This is a genomic window from Nitrincola nitratireducens, from assembly GCF_000585235.1.
Lineage (GTDB): Bacteria > Pseudomonadota > Gammaproteobacteria > Pseudomonadales > Balneatricaceae > Nitrincola > Nitrincola alkalisediminis.
In genome coordinates this window covers 1-17,687 of sequence record NZ_AONB01000022.1, presented here as the reverse complement: position 1 = coordinate 17,687, position 17,687 = coordinate 1, and the positions used below count along the sequence as shown (strand labels likewise).

18 protein-coding genes and 1 pseudogene are annotated in these 17,687 nt (G+C 45.8%); all 19 read right to left on the bottom strand.

Features of this window, described 5'->3' with window-relative positions:
• Positions 1–5: 5 nt before the first annotated feature.
• Positions 6–1,687, bottom strand: a pseudogene (locus tag D791_RS15610) (glutamine--tRNA ligase/YqeY domain fusion protein).
• 131 nt (positions 1,688–1,818) lie between these two features.
• Complete coding sequence (locus D791_RS15605) at positions 1,819–2,589, bottom strand: hypothetical protein (RefSeq protein WP_036513619.1); 771 nt, start codon at positions 2,587–2,589, stop codon at positions 1,819–1,821.
• On the bottom strand, positions 2,586–3,464 hold the full coding sequence (locus tag D791_RS15600) for a metal ABC transporter permease (protein ID WP_036513616.1): 879 nt from the start codon (positions 3,462–3,464) through the stop codon (positions 2,586–2,588). Before D791_RS15600 ends, D791_RS15605 begins: the two co-directional genes overlap by 4 nt.
• Complete coding sequence (locus D791_RS15595) at positions 3,464–4,180, bottom strand: metal ABC transporter ATP-binding protein (RefSeq protein WP_051514613.1); 717 nt, start codon at positions 4,178–4,180, stop codon at positions 3,464–3,466. The genes D791_RS15600 and D791_RS15595 overlap by 1 nt, the downstream gene beginning before the upstream one ends.
• A gap of 1 nt (position 4,181) precedes the next feature.
• Positions 4,182–5,060, bottom strand: a complete 879-nt coding sequence (locus D791_RS15590; RefSeq protein WP_036513614.1) for a metal ABC transporter solute-binding protein, Zn/Mn family — start codon at positions 5,058–5,060, stop codon at positions 4,182–4,184.
• The gene (locus D791_RS15585) at positions 5,057–5,584 is read right to left on the bottom strand and encodes a DUF6162 family protein (protein ID WP_036513612.1); all 528 of its coding nucleotides are present in this window, start codon (positions 5,582–5,584) and stop codon (positions 5,057–5,059) included. The genes D791_RS15590 and D791_RS15585 overlap by 4 nt, the downstream gene beginning before the upstream one ends.
• Positions 5,571–5,873 carry a hypothetical protein gene (locus tag D791_RS15580; RefSeq protein WP_036513610.1) on the bottom strand — a complete coding sequence of 101 codons (303 nt, stop codon included), beginning with the start codon at positions 5,871–5,873 and terminating at the stop codon, positions 5,571–5,573. Before D791_RS15580 ends, D791_RS15585 begins: the two co-directional genes overlap by 14 nt.
• A gap of 14 nt (positions 5,874–5,887) precedes the next feature.
• The gene (locus D791_RS15575) at positions 5,888–6,709 is read right to left on the bottom strand and encodes a DUF4198 domain-containing protein (protein ID WP_036513608.1); all 822 of its coding nucleotides are present in this window, start codon (positions 6,707–6,709) and stop codon (positions 5,888–5,890) included.
• On the bottom strand, positions 6,706–7,206 hold the full coding sequence (locus tag D791_RS15570; protein WP_036513606.1) for a DUF2271 domain-containing protein: 501 nt from the start codon (positions 7,204–7,206) through the stop codon (positions 6,706–6,708). The genes D791_RS15575 and D791_RS15570 overlap by 4 nt, the downstream gene beginning before the upstream one ends.
• Positions 7,207–7,663: 457 nt before the next feature.
• Positions 7,664–7,864 (bottom strand): hypothetical protein, encoded by a 201-nt coding sequence (locus D791_RS15565; RefSeq protein ID WP_157682408.1) that lies wholly within the window; start codon positions 7,862–7,864, stop codon positions 7,664–7,666.
• Between the two features lie 135 nt (positions 7,865–7,999).
• Entirely contained in the window at positions 8,000–8,173 is a 174-nt protein-coding gene (locus D791_RS20095; protein ID WP_157682407.1) for a hypothetical protein, read from the bottom strand.
• A 504-nt stretch (positions 8,174–8,677) separates the two neighbouring features.
• A complete protein-coding gene (locus D791_RS15560; RefSeq protein WP_036513601.1) occupies positions 8,678–9,457 on the bottom strand; it encodes a hypothetical protein in 780 nt (259 codons plus the stop codon).
• 179 nt (positions 9,458–9,636) lie between these two features.
• Positions 9,637–10,593, bottom strand: coding sequence for a hypothetical protein (locus D791_RS15555; protein WP_157682406.1), 957 nt, complete (start codon positions 10,591–10,593; stop codon positions 9,637–9,639).
• A 179-nt stretch (positions 10,594–10,772) separates the two neighbouring features.
• On the bottom strand, positions 10,773–11,030 hold the full coding sequence (locus D791_RS15550; protein ID WP_036513597.1) for a hypothetical protein: 258 nt from the start codon (positions 11,028–11,030) through the stop codon (positions 10,773–10,775).
• A 35-nt stretch (positions 11,031–11,065) separates the two neighbouring features.
• Positions 11,066–11,728 carry a hypothetical protein gene (locus D791_RS15545; protein ID WP_036513595.1) on the bottom strand — a complete coding sequence of 221 codons (663 nt, stop codon included), beginning with the start codon at positions 11,726–11,728 and terminating at the stop codon, positions 11,066–11,068.
• Between the two features lie 19 nt (positions 11,729–11,747).
• On the bottom strand, positions 11,748–14,555 hold the full coding sequence (locus tag D791_RS15540; RefSeq protein WP_036513593.1) for a toxin VasX: 2,808 nt from the start codon (positions 14,553–14,555) through the stop codon (positions 11,748–11,750).
• A gap of 108 nt (positions 14,556–14,663) precedes the next feature.
• The gene (locus tag D791_RS19250; RefSeq protein WP_051514612.1) at positions 14,664–15,962 is read right to left on the bottom strand and encodes a DUF4123 domain-containing protein; all 1,299 of its coding nucleotides are present in this window, start codon (positions 15,960–15,962) and stop codon (positions 14,664–14,666) included.
• Between the two features lie 41 nt (positions 15,963–16,003).
• Positions 16,004–16,261, bottom strand: coding sequence for a PAAR domain-containing protein (locus tag D791_RS15530; protein WP_036513591.1), 258 nt, complete (start codon positions 16,259–16,261; stop codon positions 16,004–16,006).
• A 3-nt stretch (positions 16,262–16,264) separates the two neighbouring features.
• On the bottom strand, positions 16,265–17,687 hold a 1,423-nt coding region (locus tag D791_RS15525; RefSeq protein ID WP_051514610.1), incomplete at its 5' end, for a type VI secretion system Vgr family protein.

The following is a 17,687-nucleotide window of genomic DNA, read 5'->3' as shown; positions in this document are numbered from 1 at the left end:
ACAACTCATCCGTTATTTTGAACTTTCGCCCATGAGTCGCGAAGCGTAACCGTGCGATTAAACACCATTTTTTCATCAGTTGAGTCAGGATCAACGACAAAGTAACCCAAACGCTCAAACTGATAATTGGTTTCCACCGCTTGATCTTTAAGCCCAGGCTCCGCACGTGCATCCGTTAGCACAACTAAAGACTCAGGATTCATAAACTCCAAAAAGCTTTTGTCTTTATCGGCTTCGGGATTGGCTTCGGTGAACAACCGATCGTACAGGCGTACTTCACAGGGAACAGAGCGCTCCGCATTCACCCAATGAATAACACCATTGGCTTTGTACCCTTCTGGATTTGCACCTTTCGTTGCGGGATCGTAACTGCACTTCAGCTCAACAATTTCGCCTTCCGCATTTTTAATCACTTCTTCGCAACGAATCACATAGGCCCCACGTAAACGCACAGCCTCACCAGCGGCAAGTCGCTTCCATTTGCGCGGTGCAACTTCTTCAAAGTCTTCTTGCTCTATCAGTAAATGACGACCAAACGAAACGCTGCGAACCCCCATTGACTCATCTTTTGGATGAGCAGGTAGTTCAAACCACTCCTCTTTACCTTCTTCATAGTTGACTAAGGTGACTTTTAAAGGACGGGTAACACACATGGCGCGTGGTGCGTTTGCATCGAGGTCATCACGAATCGCAGACTCCAACATCGCCATATCCACGGTGCCATTTGAACGAGTCACGCCGATCATGTCACAGAACTGACGAATCGCAGCAGGCGTGTACCCACGGCGACGCAAGCCCGAAATCGTTGGCATGCGTGGATCGTCCCAGTTCGTTACATGCTTTTCATCCACCAGTTGCTTCAGCTTACGCTTACTGGTGATGGTATAGTTCAGATTCAAGCGTGCAAACTCATACTGACGCGGAACAACTGGGACAGGTAAATTTTCTATCAACCAATCGTACAAAGGACGATGATCTTCGAACTCTAGGGTACAAATAGAATGCGTAATCCCTTCAAGTGCATCCGATTGACCATGTGCAAAGTCGTAAGACGGATAAATACACCAGTCATTGCCTGTTTGATGGTGATGCGCATGGCGAATACGGTAAATAACAGGGTCTCGAAGATTAATATTGGGGGATGCCATATCAATTTTAAGACGCAATGAACAGATACCCTCTTCTAGCTCGCCTTTTTTCATTTGCTCAAAAAGGGCTAGGTTTTCGTCAGCACTACGATCACGATAAGGCTGTTACGACCGGGTTCGGTCAAGCTGCCACGGTATTCGCGCATTTCGGCAGCATTCAAGTGATCAACATAGGCTTTACCCTCTTTGATCAAATGAACGGCCCAATCATAGAGTTGCTGAAAATAATCAGAGGTATATTTAACCTCTCCAGCCCACTCGAACCCCAGCCAACGGACATCACGTATAATGGAGTCGATATACTCTTGGCTTTCTTTTTCGGGGTTGGTGTCATCAAAACGCAGATTGCACTCACCACCATACTTAAGCGCCGTGCCAAAGTTTAAACAAATTGATTTAGCGTGTCCTATGTGCAAGTAGCCATTTGGCTCAGGCGGAAAACGGGTCACGACTTTACCGTCATTCAGATTTTGCTGTAAGTCTTGCTCAATGATCTGATGAATAAAATTGGTGGACTTAGGAGCGTCATTCTTGGTCATATAGGCAACTTATGAAGGCTAAATTAACGGGCGGGAAACAACCGCACTGAACAATAAACCACTATTATAAACGCAGTTTACCGATTAAAGCACGGCTATCATCCGCTAATTCATCAAGAAATGATCGACAATTATCGTATTGCTTTTTGCAAGGACGCTAGCTGATCGTTTAACCACCCTTCTAACCCATCTGTTTTGCGAATTAAGGGATCAACGACCCAAATCATCTGATGGTCAGATTCCTGATGAGATAAACTCAACACTAAATCGGCCTCATCACGCTCTACAATCGGCAAACTCAGAGACATCGCCAAGGGCAGCAACCGATCATCTGTGACAGCCAACCTAGACACATCCTGCTCTAACAGTAATTGATCGACGGCCAATGTCATTTTTTGAATTTCACGTTGCAACTTCCGACGCTGCTCTTCAATACTTCCAGCCGACTCCGGCCACACACGACTTAAATCTCGCGCCGAGATATTGACCATTACGGTTAAGTTATTGCTGTCTAGCCAAAAGAAGTCTTCATCTGCCTCAGGACGCAAACTAACTTTAGCCCCCCCCGGTGACAATTCGTAAGCAGCATCTATTGGGATTGTTCGAATTGAAGATTGGCGCAATACAGGATAGAGACTCAATGTCGGCACAACCGACTCAATCGTCAATACGGCATCCGCCACAGGCAAACTCGCTTGATCGGCACGTGCAAGCCAACCAGCAATTCGGTTCATCGGTAAGCGTTCGGGCGGCAAGTACAGAGTTTCTATATCCGTCGATTGCAGCAATGACTCACTTAGAGCAAACGTAATAGGGGCGACAGTCACGACAGACGCGGACTGAGAAACAGCCGCAATACTAGACAACAACACCCCAATACAGACGTGTTTTACACACTTCATTGAATCACTCTCCAACGACGAATAATTAACGATAAGACAAAACCTAGCGATGCAATCATGACAATGGCAGCACCGGATGGAATGGGTAAGGCTCCAGCCATCGGCAGCAAAATACCCAAAATACAACTCAGGGTTGAAAACAAAACGGAATAGGCAAAAAACTCTCGACCATTACGACTGATCATTCGCGCCGACGTCGCCGGAATAAGCAAGAGCGCCCCCACAAGAATTGCCCCGACCACCTTCACCGAGGCCACGGTCACTAAAGCAATCAGCAAAATAAAAATATAGTCGTACAAACGTATATTCACACCTCTGACACGCGCGAGATCAGGGGAAAGACTGGCCAACAGAGCCCGGTTAGCCCCCTTGATAATAAGCACAGCTGAAACGGCCGTGATGAGCAACAACACCCAAATATCCATATCTTTAACGGTTAAAATAGAACCGAAAAGAACATTTTCCAAAATATGGACATTGACTTTTTTGGCAACATAGAGAATCAAAGCCGCGCCTAATGCAATTGCAAAGGATAAAAACACACCCACCAGTGCGTCATAAGGAATGTCAGTTCGACTCTTAATCCAATGCAATAACATGGCGAACAGAATGCAGAAGCAGAAAAGTGCAACGAAGGGCTGGGTTGCAGGCTCACCCAACAAAATCCCTAACGCCACCCCCGTTAATGCGCCATGCCCAACCGCCTCAGAAAAAAAAGCTAGGCGCTTTACAATCACCAAGGGCCCGAGCGCACCTAATAGAGGTCCTATTAGTAAACCCGCAACCAACGCGTTGGTTAAAAAAGCATATTGAAACATCGACGGAAGCACGCCGATTTCATAGAGGCCAAACACCCATTGACGAATAAACTCCATTACGCAACTTCCTCTTGATCACAGCGCATCACGTTGGATGTTTTACGTCTCACCGTACTCATGGCATGTAAGTTCACTTGATGACCCGCCAAGCCGCCATTAATTGACCACACCTCATCTGCATAGTCTGAAACCCAATCGGGATCATGATGCACAACTAATAGCGTAACGCCTTCAGTCCTCAAGGCGAGAAGTTCCTGAGTAATTAATGCTTGAGCCGTGACATCTAGCCCTGTCATTGGTTCATCGACACACCACAAATGTCTCTTTTGACCCAGTGCTTGGGCAAACATTAATCGCTGGCGCTCTCCGCCCGACAATTGCCCAAGCCTAAGGTGTTTTTTTCCTTCCAACCCTACCCGCTCCAGCAAACCTTCAACCTGCGCACGAATGTTCGATGCGCGCTTAAAAAAAAGCGCTCTGGACGTTAATGTCGTGGTCAAATACTCGTCTATCGTAATCGGTAAGGATGGCTCAAAAGCAAGTTGCTGAGGCACATACGCCACACCCTTATTTTTATCTGGCCAATGACGTTTAATTTGACCTTTATGCGGCATTAACCCCAGCAAACACTTGAGGAAAGATGACTTACCAGCCCCATTCGGCCCAGTGATTGCATGCAAACGACCCGCCTGCAGGGTTGCCGAAATAGGTTGTAGTATCTCGACATCATTTAGCGAAAGGGACATCTCTTTGAGCTGAAGTGTAACGGACATCTTAGCCCCCTGCGGCTTTGGTGAGTGCCAACACTAGGGTTTGTAAATTATGCTCCATTTCGCGCATAACCAGTTCAGCATCATATTCCCCGTGTGTCATGTGCGAGAAGTGAAAAATACCAATACCCGTTGCTTGCTCTATAACGTCAACGTAACGATTTTCCATATTCAACTCAGTGAATAAAACCTGAATGTTGGCCGCTTTGATTCGATCAATGGTATTTTGCAATTGGCTTGCATTTGGCTCGACACCATGAGCGGGTTCAATCACGGTATCAACACCTATACCAAACTCTTGCAAAAAATATCCATACGCATTATGCGTACTTGCGATTCGAACCCCGGTTAAATCAAGATCCATAATACTGGCCTGATAGCGATTTTTTAGGCCTCTCAACTCTCGGGCATAGCGCAATGCGTTGGCTTGAAAATACGCTGCATTTTCGGGATCAAGCCGCCCCAACTCAGCGGCAATTGTATATATTTGACGTATAGCCGCATCTATTGAAACAAAGGTATGCGGGTTATAGGTGTTACTTCCTCGTCCAGAGGACAAAAGTGGCAAGTCTTTATTCGCATATACGACATGCAGGTTCGGTAGATCTAAACCCTCTAATGCATGCGATGCAAATTCATCATGCCCTATCCCATTTAAAACCAGCACATCCATTTCCAGTAAGCGTTTCAAATCAGAAGGCTGTAGCTCATAGCTATGCGGATTAAAGCCACTGGAAATCAAGGGCAGTATTTCGGCCTTATCGCCGACTATCTGGCTGACATAACTGTAATAAGGGTGCAAGGTAATCCCCACAACCAAGGGCTTTGCCCATGCACTGCTTGTCGACAATAAAACACTGAAAACAACAACTAACCATTTCATTTGAGAGTATCCAAACGGTGCCAATCTGAAACATCATGGCATTCACTAATCATGGGAATCGGACTTTCATGAAATAAAATCCGCGCTTCTTCATTTAAGTCCAGTAGAAAGTGGCCATGCATACCAGTGGCTTCAACAAGCAAGTAGCAGCCTTTTTCAATCGTTCGCCAAGTTTGAGATTGATGCGTAAACGGAGGAATTTGTGCCATCATCAGCTGATCAATATCAGGCCAATCACCTGTATTCCCCGTAACAAATTCAATTTCTTGAATCGCTATGGATAACTCCGTCAGTAATTGTTGTTCAAGCGGGTTAAGTTGAACACTCGGCATATGGACATGAGGCTCTGTTCGTATCGAAATACCTATCGCCCCGATGACTAAAACAGCCGCAATAAAAAGCCAAACCCACAGGGTTTCAAGACGACCATCATCTGGGCGAACAGTTTCAATGAACTCAGAGGAAGCACCCGCATCGAAGCCTAAGGCTTCGTTGCGGGACGTGTTGTGACTAGAATTCAGCATAATCATACTCTGCAGGGTCTTCGTGACCTGCATCAAACTGAATGTAGAATTCCTCATCAGACCAGTCAAAGTGGACCTTTGAGAATTGATCCGCTTTTGCACGAGCAATTACGTCATCGTCATAGGTATACATAACGACTTCGCTACCGATCGCATCACTGCCATCACTAAAACCAATTTCACACTCAACACCCTGCGTTGTTTTCTGACAATCAATGTACGGGTAGTGTGCCCATACATTCACCGAACAGACAGCCAACACCGCCGCAAAACAATATTTACTTAGCATTAAACCACCCAAAACTATTCAGGTATCACTTCAAACGAAAGCATGTAAGTCACGCCTGCCTGATCCGCCAAGGGACTCTCAATGGAGCGACGCATATTTGTACTGAGCAAGTGAGGTCCTGTCTTCTCAGGCGTGAAGCGCAAAACACCTTCACTGTCTGTTTTAAGGTCCATTTGCATGCGAGACGAACGCCATGCAGTGCCACCTGGAACTACCTCAACATCCAGATCCGCTACAGGCTCACCATTGAAGGTAAACTTAAAGTTTGCCTCTTCACCGATGACAATATCACTTGGGTGAGTAATCGCATTAAGCTCAAAACCCTGCCCTGTTGGCTCAAGAACGGTTCGTGTTGGTGCTTTTTGAGTGACATAAAATTGAATAATGTTTTGAACCATAGTGGTACGTACATCGCGTGCATCTTCAGGCAGCTGGGAGGCTATCTCTAATTTATTCCCCATGATGCGACGCGCCGTATCACGACCGCCTACCACATAGCTTGTCATATAACGAATCGGAGTGACTAACTCGACTTTATACGTACCCTGCTCATTCAGCTGAACATCAAAGACGCTACGACGCTGACCTTTAAAATAAGGCCCAACGCGCTCACGCTCACCACCTGGGCGGTAAATAGCAACATTATCGACACCGATGGGCTTGTCGAAGCTGAAAACACCGTGAGATGCCGTGGCATCCACTGTAATCCAATGCCCTTCATCAGTAGACAAATTAAATTCGCTTGGCAGCATCCACATAGGGTGAGCAGCCGCATGCCCTGCAAGTAGACCCGCTGACAACACAGCGGCACCCAATAGTTTTTTTGCTTTACTCACTTAGCGTCTCCTGTAGAAAGAATAATTTCGCCCAACTCTTCAGTCGGATCAATGACTATACGTTGATTGGCAACCCCTAACTCAACCGCGCCTCTGACCCAACTGCGATTTCCGTGCTCACGTGCCGCCTCAACATTAATGTAGTAAGTGCCTGCAGGAACAGGTTGGCCTTTTTGATCTACCCCATCCCATGTGACGGTGTAGGTGCCTGGGCGTTTAGTCGCGCCTGTCACGGCATCCAACTCACCCTGATCATAGCGACCAGCTTTTCGCCACCAACGACGCATGTCTTTTAACCAATCAGGCTCTTTGCGCCATACTTCAATGGTTCTGACCGTTTCTTCCTGATCATTTTCCACCCAAATTGCAACATAAGGACGGTAATACATCGGTCCGGCAATTGCTGGGATGGTCACTTCAATATCAACGGGTTGTGCATGTGAATTAAATGCCAATCCACTAACAAGACAGACCCCAAGCACCCATTTACTTTTCACGTTTATCACTCCAAAGATGTAATGAAATATTTAAACCCGCTCAACTCAGCAACATTCTGCACTTCGCAACACAGCTCAATACCGCCACTCATTTTGACTAAAACAAGAAAGCTTAACCTTCGAGACTGGAAGGGTGCTGGACTTAGCACTGATCAAGCGCAGAAAAGGCAATAACGACTCAGCCCAAGAGTCTTCTCGCCACTCACATATGAGTGATTTTTTGGTTAGAAATAAATCCACACAGAAAAACAAGCACTTAATAAGCAGAAAGTTACTATTAATGATAATCGTTGTCAACAACGTTAGCGTTAATGAATTGTAAAGTTACGTTAACTTGCATCTAAGTTGCTAAAAAACCTGATTTTTTGATTTAGTTGAGGCCATTCACGGTTAAGTGAATATTGGGGGATTAAATATTGTCTTGCTCAACGAGCATTGATCAAATGATATTCCAACCTCATAGCTGCTCTTCTACCATTTCAAACAACCACTCCTTGGTTAAACGTCGGGCCGCCTTTGAATCAAACGCGGGCTGATGCTCAAAACCTGGATTTATTGGAAGCGACACCTCACCAAAAAAGTCAGTATGAAGCTCATCAGGTAACGTTTTTTTAGGCTCTTGCCCAAACTGAGCATCAAGCGGCTCAATCCCTTGCATTCGCTTTATCTTCAATCTGTCAAGAAAGACTTCAGGCTTAACAGAAATGCGCTGGATCGGGCCTAACACCACGGGACAGCCTGCCTGAATGCTTTGAAATAGAACCTCCCCCCACTCTTCGGGATACTCTTTTATCTAAACATCCGCTGGTAAAATCTTAGAAGCCCAATGCAGCCAATAGCCATCAAGCGCAACGTCCGCTCTTACTTGCTCCTCGAACTCATGAGCACCCGAGCACTGGACAGCGGCAATAAGCTCGAACAGCTCCCCCTCACGGGATGCGCGACAGAAACCAAGTAAAGGCATCATGGGAAAATAGTGAAACGCTGAGTATGAAAAGAAACCAATCTTAATGGCGAAGAAGCGTTGTGTGCTGAGATCACAAGCTAGATGACGCGAAAATGAGGCGCTTTATGTCCATATGATATTGCTTCCATGTTAATGCTATAACCAAATACAAAAATCACATAAGTAAGCGTGAGTTGTCAACCTATAAGCTTAGTGCGGTTGAGGCTTTTGCAGTAGAGCTGTTTTACTAACCTTCTTACCAGTAGTGTCTGGCAAACGTGCCGAAGATCCAGAGGTGGAAGGCATTTCAGTCGATCTACTTATGACATTTTTAATGAAAATGTCAGTATCACGCATAGGGCAAATAATCCGGATAAAGCTCCGTACGTGGATTTTTCATAAATGCCTCTATCGCCGCTTCCGTCTTACGCTTTTTAAATGGAAACTGGGGTAAAAACTGCAGGCGAGCGAAGTGAAACTGAACATAATCGAGATAATTTACATACTTTGGCTTGCGCTTTGGCCCTAACTGATCGACCCATTGCGCATTTGGTTGGCAATAAAATCGTTAATAAAGTCGCGTAAATAGTAGGCTTGGTATTTCACGAGCGATCGAACAATAGCACAGTTTGCACCTAAGCTGAGCACACCATTTTTTTGATACCTTGGGATGGGTAGCCAAAGATTCAAAGGGCCATTCATATTGTAGGGATCACGTATGTCATTACGCATGGGAATATGCGCTTCTACGACTTGCAAAGGGTCATCTGTTCCTTCCGGCAACTGGATACAAACAAAACTCCCCCTAATCCACGTATATATAATGCGCCGTTTACGATCGATTCGATAGGGATTGCCAACGGCCAGATTTAACAAGATCCAAGGCAGGACTATCAAGCTTATGCAAACAATACCAGCCACAATGCCACGGCCGTGAAAATCCAACTGCTCGATTTTGAATTGATCATAAGGCGTTCCATCACGTAGAAAGCCAGGATTGTCGGAGTCTTCATAAAACTCAAAAGTTGAGATAATATATGACTCACGGTATAACATCTTATGAATTGCCTTATACGCAACCCCTGGCTCCCCATCCTTTGAAAACCACCCCGGATCATAGGCTGGAGCACTTCCTAACATAATGGCAAAAAAGATTAGCTTAAACCATGTATTTAACCCCATAGAGGTCATCGAAGGCACCTCTATCACATCCTCATCTATCCGTGTAATGGATAAGTTCATGGCTTCAATCACATCTGGGTTTTCCGTTGGATTGGGGATAAGTCGTAAAGGGGGTAATTGCATCTGAAAATCCATTTTTGTTTATACATCTGTTGTTCTAAGTCGGTCTTATTAACCCAGCGGCAGTTCCTGTCGCTTAGAGGCCATGTGGCCATGCGACTTTCCGATGACATCGGTCAGATCTGAATTGCCACCGATTTAATATCATCTGATGACAAGATACAAATACCACTGAGTCAGTATCACGCATAGGGCAAATAATCCGGATAAAGCTCCGTACGTGGATTTTTCATAAATGCCTCTATCGCCGCTTCCGTCTTACGCTTTTTAAATGGAAACTGGGGTAAAAACTGCAGGCGAGCGAAGTTAAAAAAGAAATAATCTTGATAGTCTACATACTTTGGCTTGCGCTTTGGCCCTAACTGGTCAACCCATTGTGCATTTGGGTTGGCAATAAAATCGTTAATAAAGTCGCGTAAATAGTAGGCTTGGTATTTCACGAGCGATCGAACAATAGCACAGTTTGCACCTAAACTTAGACCTCCATTTTTTTGATACCTTGGGATGGGCAGCCAAATATTCAAAGGGCCATTCATATTATAGGGATCACGTATGTCATTGCGCATGGGAATATGCGCTTCTACCACCTGCAAGGGGTCATCTGTTCCTTCCGGTAACTGGATACAAACAAAACTCCCCCTAATCCAGGTATATATAATGCGCCGTTTACGATCGATCCGATAGGGATTGCCAACGGCCAGATTTAACAAGATCCAAGGCAAGACAATATAGCTTATGCAGGCAATGCCAGCCACAATGCCACGGCCGTGACCTTTTAATTGAATAGATTTAAACTCTTCGTAAGTTCTCCCTGTGCGGGTGTACCCCAAATTAGCTGGATCTTCCGCTGCATTAAAAGCTACAATTATATATTCTTCTCGATAAAGCATCTTATGAATTGCCTTATACGCAACCCCTGGCTCCCCATCCTTTGAAAACCACCCCGGATCATAGGCTGGGGCACCTCCTAACATAAGCGCAAAAAAGATTAGCTTAAACCATGTATTTAACCCCATAGATGTCATCGACGGCACCTCAATCACATCCTCATCTACCCGTGTAATCGATAAGTTCATGGCTTCAATCACATCTGGGTTTTCAGTTGGATTGGGGATAAGTCGTAAAGGGGGTAATTGCATCTGAAAATCCATTTTTGTTTATACACCTGTTGTTCTAAGTCGGTCTTATTAACCCAGCGGCAGTTCCTGTCGGTTAGAGGCCATGCGGCCATGCGACTTTCCGATGACATCGGTCAGATCTGAATTGCCACCGGTTTAATATCATCTGATGACAAGATACAAATACCACTGAGTCACTGTCATGCATAGGGCAAATAATCCGGGTAAAGCTCCGTACGTGGATTTTTCATAAATGCTTCTATCGCCGCTTCCGTCTTACGCTTTTTGAATGGAAACTGGGGTAAAAACTGTAGGCGAGCGAAGTGAAACTGAACATAATCAAGATAGTTTACATACTTTGGCTTGCGCTTTGGCCCTAACTGATCGACCCATTGCGCATTTGGGTTGGCAATAAAATCGTTAATAAAGTCGCGTAAATAATAGGCTTGGTATTTCACGAGCGATCGAACAATAGCACAGTTTGCACCTAAACTTAGACCTCCATTTTTTGGTACCTTGGGATGGGCAGCCAAATATTCAAAGGGCCATTCATATTGTAGGGATCACGTATATCATTGCGCATGGGAATATGCGCCTCTACGACTTGCAAAGGGTCATCTGTTCCTTCAGGTAATTGGATACAAACAAAACTCCCCCTGATCCAAGTATAAATAATGCGCCGTTTACGATCGATTCGATAGGGATTGCCAACGGCCAGATTTAACAAGATCCAAGGCAAGACTATCAAGCTTATGCAGGCAATGCCAGCCACAATGCCACGCCCGTGGCGTTCTAACATTCCAGCTTTAAACTCCTCATAAGTCCTCCCTGTGTTTGTAAATCCAGGATTATCACGGTCTTCATATCGTTTAAAAGATGAGTGAAAAGCTTCCTCCCAAAAAAACATATAATGAATTGCCTCGTAGGCAACCCCCGGCTCTCCATCCTTTGAAAACCACCCCGGATCATAGGCTGGGGCACTTCCTAACATAATGGCAAAAAAGATTAGCTTAAACCATGTATTTAACCCCATAGATGTCATCGAAGGCACCTCTATCACATCCTCATCTATCCGTGTAATGGATAAGTTCATGGCTTCAATCACATCTGGGTTTTCCGTTGGATTGGGGATAAGTCGTAAAGGGGGTAATTGCATCTGAAAATCCTATTCGTTATTAAAGCTGTTTTGGGTCTTCGATTATTAAAGGCTCAACCATGCTAAAACCCTGTTTGTCTCCATTAGGGAGAATCCGCTCATAGCGAATACCCAAGCGTAGTCTCGGCTGATTTGCATACGAAGACAGGTTGAGCGCCGCAACTCCCGGCCCCATCCATTCTGCCGTTATGCGCCCCCCTCCGACTCTTCGTGGATCAGCTGTATCCTCCCAAGAAGAAAGGAATAAGCCTTGTGATCGTTCAACCCTGATGGACAACTGCCTTACTGCATCGGGGTCCGTTAACCCTGGGAAGTATATTTTTAAATACCCATCCCGATATTTAATATTCTCGACCTCGATATACCAGATAGCCTGCTCAAAGGTCCGCATCTCATGGAAAAAGAAAGTACTCAGCTCATTTCCCTCTGATTTATGTATAGATTCTAAATTCATTAGTTTAATTGATCTTTCAATCTGCTCATCAAATCCATCAGCACGTCTATCCCCCCAATACTGATCACTACTCCCCCAAAACCCCTCATAGACCCATTGTTCTAACTCTGAGCGCCTAACAGAAGCAAATAGAATACCAAACGCGAGTAAAACACCGCCGATAATGGCCAAGGGGAGTGCCGCGATAGACAGTTTAGAACCAATTATTGCTAGTGCGAAAAAACTAGAGCCTGAAAGAAATCCACCGATTAGTCCCGAGGACATCATAATACTGCCAATTGCCTGCAGTGCATGCCCGGTCATCAAGGCATAATCCGAACGCTTATAGCCCTCATAACCTTGCGCGATAGAAATTAACAAACCAGCAGCAAGAGCGACACTTCCTGTTACTGAAGCTATAAAAGCACGACGTGACATATCCCCACTAGACACACCAACCGTTGGACGCTCGGGAATGACAACTCTAGCCCCGGGTAAGTTTGCTGCCAAACGTACACTTAGCCGCCCCGAATCAGAAACCAAACGAATAAGGGCGGGTGATGCGTACAGAGCGCTTGCTGCAGCAACGACACCACTCAAGGCAACACTCAGCTGTACTGCGGGTAAATTTGCTAAAGCGCTCAGTTTGGAGCGAGCCCTGAAATTATTGGCTTGATGCCATTTCTGAACCGTATCAAACGCTCCATACATTGCAAACACCAAAGACATTCCCGACAATCCCAAACTGAGGTTACCTTTGCTCATGTCTCTCACATGTTCGTAGGCCACATAGTCCAGCGTTAAATGCTGTGACATGCTTTGCTTGACACTGGCGTTTGACATACCGGAACCCGTTTGCGCAGATACGGGTTGCTCAAAAATATTGGACATATGTCCACGTAAAAAGACTTCATAGTGCTGGGCAGCAACGTTTGATAAATCACCCGTTGATATCTTTTGTGTACGTCTAACTACGCCTGATAGGGTCTCCATCTCACGAACAATGATACGGCTATTGCCTTCGTAAAACGTGGTAGCAATTTCAGTGTGCAGCTCAAAAAACAGCCTGTTCATGCGCTCCAGCACCTGTGCATCACGAATACTCTCGACCATTTCGGAAGCCACACCAACAAAGGTTGAAAGTAAATTCGCCCAAATCGAATCTTCTTCACTATTGTCTTTTAGTTTGTCCAACACGGTTGCAGGTGCTTGTGAGTTGAGCTTGATTCCGGAGACATAATGGCCGAGTTCACTGGCAACAAACCCAATGCACTTTTCACAGCCCTCCTCTTTCGCACCTTTTAACGCGAGCCGGACCTCATCATGCCAGCGCGGACGATTGGTTACGTCTAACGCCGACCAGAGTTCGATGATTTTCTTTTGAGATTTTTCGCGCTCACTGGGCCCGAACTTCGCAAAACGATGTCGCTGCTCATCGGCGGCACGGTTGAAAGGGTCCGAACTGACTATATTGCGAGCCGCATAGGTCACGTTTTCCCAAAGAAAAATACCTCGCTTACGGTAGCGACGCTCAACATCTTTTTCAAAATATGGAACGGCTGCGATTGCCTTCGCGGTACTTAGAGCATAGTAATGGGTAGTTTCGTAGGCTTGAATATTCGCTTCAAGGACCTCAGCTAAACGCAGCAGGTCTTTTGCTTCCCCGAGAGTATCCTCAATAGCAACAATACGGGCTCGGGAATAACGCTCTTGATGGGTGTCTTTCATACGTTCAAAGGGCGTAATGTCCAAGTCGCCAATGGGGGTGTGACGCAGGACGTTGGCTTCCCGCTCTTCTGGTTTAATATGTTTAAAGTCCTCGATGTTGGCCAATTGGTCAAACGACATCGTGTGCGGATCTTCGCCATGCAAATCAATGGACTGCATCACCTTGTTACGCCAGGTTTCATCACGCTCTAGAGTTTCGAACATAAATGCTGGCCAGCGTTCCTCGCTGTAGGCAATGTACGTATTAATTGCACAGGTATTAACATAGGCAAACGGCTCCGCTTCCATGAGTTGAGCGTCCCAACGGCCTCGGGCTGTTCCATCTCTCCAGGTAAATTGATAATACTGAAATGTTTTTGCACAGGCCGTTGTTTCGTTTGGCGAATTGCAATCATCTGCTCGGGTTTGATAACGAAAAACTAACCAATATCCTTTATCTGTAACACCACGCCCATCAATGCTTAGATTACCGTAGATATACAGATACCCTTGGCGCATAGAGGCCAACTGATGGTGGGGAGCTTGAGTAATACCCGCTGGCCGAGTCAATATTTGGGGTAATTTTTCCGTATCTTCCAACAATATATCGTCTGAAATAACGTAACGACATGGATAAATGGGAATGATTTCCCTTGAGTCGCAACGAGCGATACTGTTTGATGACATATCCTCTGACCTTCCCTGCTTTTTCTTGCAAAACTACATTTGATTGATGACGCGATTTCTTTAACGATTGCCCTATGACAGGATGAACATTTAATTAATCGACTTATTTTACGTTGTATCACTGGACAGCTTTAGGCTCGCAACATTCACCAATCGGTTCAAGCGTGTAGAGTCAGGCATGATACAGCTTTGCTCTAGCTCATCAGCAAGTTCATCGCGATCAAGCAGGTTGTCATTTTCAGATAAGCAAAGGCTCAAGAGTTGTCGAATTGTATTCCGATCTTGAAATTGATGCTTCTCTATGGAACTCATGACGGACTCAAACAGTTCAACAGACATTCCTTCCTGTTCGACGAACTGCTGCCGTAGCCGGAAAACAAAAAGCTCTGTGCTACGACGATTCAATGGGTCAATTAACCTTCGATCAAACGTCAATTCGCAGCCCATTTTTGGCATCCCTTCGATAGGCTGAGTGGTAACAAAATCGATACGATCCATCGAAATGCATAGCATTGAAGAAATTAGATTAGGAGGCATCAATGCAAGCCCCTTAGCAGCCGATACATGCATTAATACTATTAAAAAGAAATTACTTTCCCAAAAGCGGAAAAAAAGCCATTTTCCTTCCTCGTTTTTTACCTTAGTAAAGCGCCTAAAGTGATTGGCTAATTCATCAATCAAGGCGCGTGAACGAACATATACGCCTGGGTACTTATCCCATAGATCGGAAGCCATCCCTGTGACACTAAACAACTGACGTGTGAATCGGTTATCTTCACGCAATTCGACCAGATAGGGTGCTGCCGATTTTAAACTCTGCTCGGCATCACCTTTAAACAGACATTGATAGTCTAAATCAGAACTTTCTAAGCGATCTAGGAGTAAAGGCACGCGCGCTGCATCTAATATTGCATAGGTTCGCATTGGCGGTATCTGCTCATCTTTAGAATATTGCATAATGTCTATGAAAGAAGCCTCCATTTCTGCAAAGAGATAAGGGCGCAGAGATTCTGGCACACTGAGTTTATCCAGTACGCCTTCTTGCAAACCGAGCGGACTGATATCGCTCAACAGGTGTTGTGTAAGCCAATCATCAACGTCAAAATCATCAGGGTTCGGCACATATTCTTTAAATTCGCCGATTTCGACTGGATGCTCCGATGAGATTTGCCGAGCCAGCGCAATCGCAGCAGAGTTTACACCCCGCTGGGCAAGCCATTGAATCGCAGGCATCGCATTCTCTACGGAGTAAAGAATGTAACCTTTGTTTAGCAGAGATTCGCGCGCGACCTCTGTGTAATCCTCAAGGTCTTTCGCCCAAATCGCAACTAAAACAACACATTGGTTTTGCCCATCGGGGGTTACGGTTTTTACGAAACATTGACCAACCCAAGCAAGATAGCTCATAACACGCATTCCTTTACCGTCAGATCTGCTACCAATGTCAATTAAACCTCACTTTGAGAAGCTCCCGACGTAATTTGTCCGCCACCCGATGTTCGGCAACCAACATAGGCGATGGGCTTGCCATCATCTAATGCATGGGCCGCCCCCTGAACAATCACGCAACCGCAAGAGGCTCTATCTCCGACACGCGCCACAGGGCTGCCTTCAACAATTGCAGAACCACCACTCACTATGACTCCCCTACCGTGCCCTTTTCTAGGACAAATATGTGAATCCCCAACCCGTGCTATCGCTGGCATAACTTAATCCTTCTTCTCTTCACATTCTTCACATATCGGTTGAACTTCATTTGCAGCTAAGTTCAACGTAGGAACTTGAGAGCCACCACTTCCCCCCATGGATACAGCCCCCTTAAGGCGAATATTGGGCGCTTCTAATGTGATACCTGAGCCATCAAGAATAATCCTGCCAGCGGGCCCAGAAATAATAAACCTCTCAAACGCCATCAAATGATGCACGCCTGTATTCGTTGTGATTTTACTGCCGACATCAAGCTTATAAGCACCGGAAACCTGACCATCAAAATTGCGTCCTGCTTGATATAAATGATCGCCATGAATGCCTTGTTTTAAGATATTTCCAACATTTTCAATACGATCTTTAGCATACTGTTCGTGCTGGGTACGGCCCACAGAGTAGTGAACATCACGCCCTATTGAGTAATGTGCATCCTGTCCGATGGATTCCTGATGATCATTTCCAACATGTATGGTCTTATTGTTTTCGATACTCTCGGTTTGATCATTGCCAACAGATTTAGACCGATTGTGTCCGATCTGATGCATTTCATCGTTGAGAATCACTGTATTATGGTCTTTTTGGGCATGAAGATAGATTTCTTCATTACCCGCGCTATCCTCAAACGAAAACTCATTAAACCCCTTCCCCTTATGGGTTTTACTGCGAATAGTAGAGCGGGTTTTATTGGCAGGCAGGCTGTTCGGCGGCATCTGCTCAGCATTGTACACTCGCCCGGTAATGATCGGACGATCCGGGTTACCATCGTAAAAGTCGACGATGACTTCTTGGCCTATGCGCGGGATGTAGATTGAGCCCCAGTTTTTACCGGCCCATTGATGACTGACACGCACCCAGCAGGAACTGTTTTCGTTGTTTTGACCGTAACGGTCCCAAGGAAACTGGATTTTGACACGGCCATACTCATCGGTGTAAATCTCTTCGCCCTCAGGGCCGACCACCTTGGCATGTTGTGGGCCGAGCATTTTTGGCCAGCCGGTTTTAAGTGGTGGGCGGTAGACACGCGAAGCGGGCATGCAGACGAATTCGTTTTCGTAGCCGCGACTTTCTTCATCGCGACTGGTGTAACTGTAATCTTCAGCTCGGTGCTGAACGCTGACCAGTAAGTAGGTGTCGAGTTCTTGGGCAGCGTCATCATGGCGCACCAATTCAAACTGATGGCCACTGCGAAAACTGCGGCAGTGGCTTTTGCCAAAGACTTGATCATGCAGGGCTTCGTTATGCTCGGTGCGCAGGCGAATCAGTGGTTCGCCCAAGAGTTTGCTCTTGTAACGGCCCGGATAAGTAAACTGCTCGAAACGCTCAACACCCGGCACGTCCATCATGGCTTTATCAAAGGTTTCCATGCGATCCGAAGGCTTGGTGAAGTCATAATCACGCTGGGCAAGACGCCCTGTGCGAAACTCA

Bases quoted from the DNA above. Each gene is read 5' to 3' on its own strand.
- D791_RS15605 (WP_036513619.1), bottom strand. From the start codon at position 2,589: ATGAAGTGTGTAAAACACGTCTGTATTGGGGTGTTGTTGTCTAGTATT.
- D791_RS15600 (WP_036513616.1), bottom strand. From the start codon at position 3,464: ATGGAGTTTATTCGTCAATGGGTGTTTGGCCTCTATGAAATCGGCGTG.
- D791_RS15595 (WP_051514613.1), bottom strand. From the start codon at position 4,180: ATGTCCGTTACACTTCAGCTCAAAGAGATGTCCCTTTCGCTAAATGAT.
- D791_RS15590 (WP_036513614.1), bottom strand. From the start codon at position 5,060: ATGAAATGGTTAGTTGTTGTTTTCAGTGTTTTATTGTCGACAAGCAGT.
- D791_RS15585 (WP_036513612.1), bottom strand. From the start codon at position 5,584: ATGCTGAATTCTAGTCACAACACGTCCCGCAACGAAGCCTTAGGCTTC.
- D791_RS15580 (WP_036513610.1), bottom strand. From the start codon at position 5,873: ATGCTAAGTAAATATTGTTTTGCGGCGGTGTTGGCTGTCTGTTCGGTG.
- D791_RS15565 (WP_157682408.1), bottom strand. From the start codon at position 7,864: ATGCAAGGGATTGAGCCGCTTGATGCTCAGTTTGGGCAAGAGCCTAAA.
- D791_RS20095 (WP_157682407.1), bottom strand. From the start codon at position 8,173: ATGATGCCTTTACTTGGTTTCTGTCGCGCATCCCGTGAGGGGGAGCTG.
- D791_RS15560 (WP_036513601.1), bottom strand. From the start codon at position 9,457: ATGCAATTACCCCCTTTACGACTTATCCCCAATCCAACGGAAAACCCA.
- D791_RS15555 (WP_157682406.1), bottom strand. From the start codon at position 10,593: ATGCAATTACCCCCTTTACGACTTATCCCCAATCCAACTGAAAACCCA.
- D791_RS15545 (WP_036513595.1), bottom strand. From the start codon at position 11,728: ATGCAATTACCCCCTTTACGACTTATCCCCAATCCAACGGAAAACCCA.
- D791_RS15540 (WP_036513593.1), bottom strand. From the start codon at position 14,555: ATGTCATCAAACAGTATCGCTCGTTGCGACTCAAGGGAAATCATTCCC.
- D791_RS19250 (WP_051514612.1), bottom strand. From the start codon at position 15,962: ATGAGCTATCTTGCTTGGGTTGGTCAATGTTTCGTAAAAACCGTAACC.
- D791_RS15530 (WP_036513591.1), bottom strand. From the start codon at position 16,261: ATGCCAGCGATAGCACGGGTTGGGGATTCACATATTTGTCCTAGAAAA.